The 3,092-nt window shown below is 65.1% G+C and carries 3 protein-coding genes and 1 pseudogene; 3 read left to right on the top strand and 1 reads right to left on the bottom strand.

What is annotated here, in order from left to right:
• Positions 1-372, top strand: a pseudogene (locus VGB60_RS09865) (elongation factor 4); the annotation flags it as partial.
• Here the strand turns inward: VGB60_RS09865 and VGB60_RS09870 are convergent.
• On the bottom strand, positions 341-1,747 hold the full coding sequence (locus VGB60_RS09870; RefSeq protein WP_331038092.1) for a hypothetical protein: 1,407 nt from the start codon (positions 1,745-1,747) through the stop codon (positions 341-343). The pseudogene VGB60_RS09865 and the gene VGB60_RS09870 overlap by 32 nt on opposite strands.
• Before the next feature lie 310 nt (positions 1,748-2,057).
• Between VGB60_RS09870 and VGB60_RS09875 the strand changes: the two genes are divergently transcribed.
• Together VGB60_RS09875 and VGB60_RS09880 are read left to right on the top strand one after the other, a co-directional pair.
• Positions 2,058-2,279: a DUF2283 domain-containing protein gene (locus tag VGB60_RS09875; RefSeq protein ID WP_331038093.1), complete on the top strand. Its 222-nt coding sequence runs from the start codon at positions 2,058-2,060 to the stop codon at positions 2,277-2,279.
• A gap of 103 nt (positions 2,280-2,382) precedes the next feature.
• The coding region (locus VGB60_RS09880; protein ID WP_331038094.1) for an NYN domain-containing protein at positions 2,383-3,092 on the top strand (710 nt) is incomplete at its 3' end.

Consider the following 3,092-nt stretch of genomic DNA (forward strand, 5'->3'; position numbering starts at 1 on the left):
TACAAGGTCGGCGACCTGGTCAAGATGAACATCCTCGTCAACGCCGAGCCGGTCGACGCCCTGTCCATGCTGGTCCACCGCGGCCGAGCCGAGATGCGCGGGCGCAGCATGGTCGAGAAGATGAAGGAGCTGATCCCGCCCCACATGTTCGTCATCCCGATCCAGGCGGCCATCGGCGGCAAGATCATCGCCCGCGAAACGGTGCGGGCGCTGCGGAAGGACGTGACCAGCAAATGCTACGGCGGCGACGCCACGCGGAAGAAGAAGCTGCTGGAGAAGCAGAAGGCCGGGAAGAAGCGCATGCGTCAGTTCGGCAAGGTCGAGATCCCGCAGGAAGCCTTCATCGCGGCGCTGAAGATGGACGACGACTGAGGGCCTCCCACGGCCGGGCCTTGGCGTAGTCGGCGGGTTCCACCAGCCGCAACTCAGCCAAGGTTTCCCTGATGTCCTTGGCGTCCATCTCGGCGCCTGCCGCCTTGAGCGCGCGCACCACATGAGCGGGCGCGAGGACCGTCTGGTTCTTGGCGCCGATGTTCCTGGCATACACATCGACGAACGTGTCGATATCTATTCCGTGGGTTTCACGCAGGTTCAGGAGCCGCACCTCGGCCGCCTTGCGTCTCTCGTCTTCGGAATTGGAGATTCTCCAGCCGACGACGCTCTCGCGCCGCCGCCAATCCGCTTTTGCGCTGAGGTTCTCGGTGTCCAGGAAGATATCAGAGTGGACTTCGACGTCGTAGATGACCCGCGCCGCATCGATGATGTCGTCGTAGGCGGCTTTCAGCCACCCGATAAGAATGGAGTCGAGTCCGCTCCAGTCGGCCTGGCCGTATCGCCTCTTGTGGTCGGGACGGGCGTCGAGATGAGTGACATCCCGCACGAACAGGATCTCGTCGTCGGGGCGGCTCCAGCCGTAGGATGAACCACGGGGTGGAAGCGCCCAGGAACTGTCCTCTCGCTCGTCGGGATCATAGAAGTAGGCGGAGAAATTGCCCTTCTGCGTGATGTGACAGCCGATCCCGATACGCGGCTTCGAGAGCGTGCGTCGGCCCAGGTGACCGGGTTCAGACAGCAGCCTGCCCCAGTTCCAGTCTCGGGGGCGGTACATGGTCTGGATCGCCTGCACCACCGGATCGCGATATGATCGTCGAAGGTCCGAATAGACGGACCTTTGGTACGGCAAGGGCAGCTCGTGGCGTTTCAGTCCGAGCGCCGCGATCTGTCGCTCGAAGAAGGCCTCGACCTCCGGCGCGGACATCGACGGGGACCAGCGCAGCGGTTCGATCTCGGCCCTTGAGATTGCTGATGGCTCGTCATCAGAGTCCAGCTCGTCGCAACCACCCGAGGCTCCACTCAGAACGTGAGGAACGATCTCGCTGGCGCAGGCGTCCAGAGCAAGCTTGAGGAACTCGTGTCGATCGAAGCTGATCGTTTCGATCTTGTGTGTCCGCAGTAGCGGTTTGAACCGGTCCGGCACGATCTCGGCCATGAGCATCAACTCAGGCTGGACGCCGTGAACATCCTCATAGAGGTCGCGATACTCCAGCAATCGATAAAGGTGGTTCCGATCAAGCGCGTGGAGCTGGATTTCGAGTATGAGCGGCTCTCCCTCTCTCGAGAGGATGAGGTCCGGTATGAAACCCCCCAGCTTTGGTTGTCGGTGGTCTACTGAAGCCGCGAACGGCAGGAACGTCGTAGGCGACGCCGCGACGCAAGCTTCCACCAGCTTTTCGGTGAAGGCGATCATCCGATGTCGCAGAAGCCGCTGGAGTCGCCGTGCGTTTGGTGGCGACCCCGGACTCCAAACGTTCGAGCGATCACCGGCAGCTTCACGACGCCCCCTTCGGGGTCATCCTAACCCCAGCCTCTCCGCGCAGGATAATCAAAGCGCGTCTTCTTGCGGATTGCAACTCTAGGGATAGGGCTGCGGGGCGGGGGCCGTGTAGTGAAGCCACGCTTCCTCAGGGTGGCGTGTATCGTCGAAAGCGATCATATTCCGGTTCTGTCCGCCTTTTCGGACCGAGACGCGAGCCCGAGCCCGCCGCATGGCGCCTGAAATGACCTACGGTCCAGAGGCCGACGCGCTGTACATCCGTCAGTCGCACGGGCGTGCGGTCGGCGGCTCGGACGCTGGCCCGTTCGTCCTGGACTACGACGCCGACGACCGGGTCGTGGGCGTCGAACTGCTCGCCGCCAGCACGGTGCTGGCCCCCGGCGGCTGGACCAAGACCCCCCGGCCCGCCTCCGGCAAGGGCGGGCACGCATACGCCGTCGAATAGCCGCCCGCAGCGGGCGAACGCTGTCTCAGGGTCTGACCTCGGTCGAGGCCTGACCTACACCTGCAGTTCGGTCTGCTGACGCACCTGAAGGAAACGCGACGACATGGCCAACGACACCTCGAAGCCCTCCGGCCGGCCGCCGCGTCTTGCGGTGCTGATCGATGCGGAGAATGCGTCGCCCAAGATCGCCGAGGCGCTGTTCACCGAGATCGCGACGCTGGGCGAGGCGTCGGCGCGGCGCATCTATGGCGATTTCGCCAGCGCCCAGATCCAGGGCTGGACCAAGGTGCTGGCGCGGTTCGCCATCCAGCCGCAGCAGAATTTCGCCAACACCAAGGGCAAGAATTCGGGCGACATCGCCCTGGTCATCGACGCGATGGACCTGCTGCACTCGGGCCGGTTCGACGGCTTCTGTCTGGTCTCGTCGGACGCCGACTTCACCCGGCTGGCGTCGCGCATCCGCGAGGAGGGGGTCGACGTCTATGGCTTCGGCGAGCGCAAGACGCCCGAGAGCTTCCGTCAGGCCTGCACCCGCTTCATCTACACCGAGAACCTGAGCGCCCCCGCCGCCGCCGGCCTGTCCGACAACGACGACGAGGCCGCCTCGGCCCCGGCCGGGTCGGGCCGCGGCCGCAGGTCCGAGCCCGCCTCCGCGGGGGCCGCGCCGGCCCCCGGCAAACGCCCCCCGTCCGAGGCCGTGCGCCTGATCGCCACGGTCATCGCCGACATGGACGAGGACGGCGACGGCTGGGTCAACGCCGGCGGCATCGCCAACCGGCTGAGGAACGCCTACCCCGACTTCGACCAGCGCAC

Origin of the sequence: Brevundimonas sp. (assembly GCF_036399195.1) — a bacterium.
Lineage (GTDB): Bacteria > Pseudomonadota > Alphaproteobacteria > Caulobacterales > Caulobacteraceae > Brevundimonas.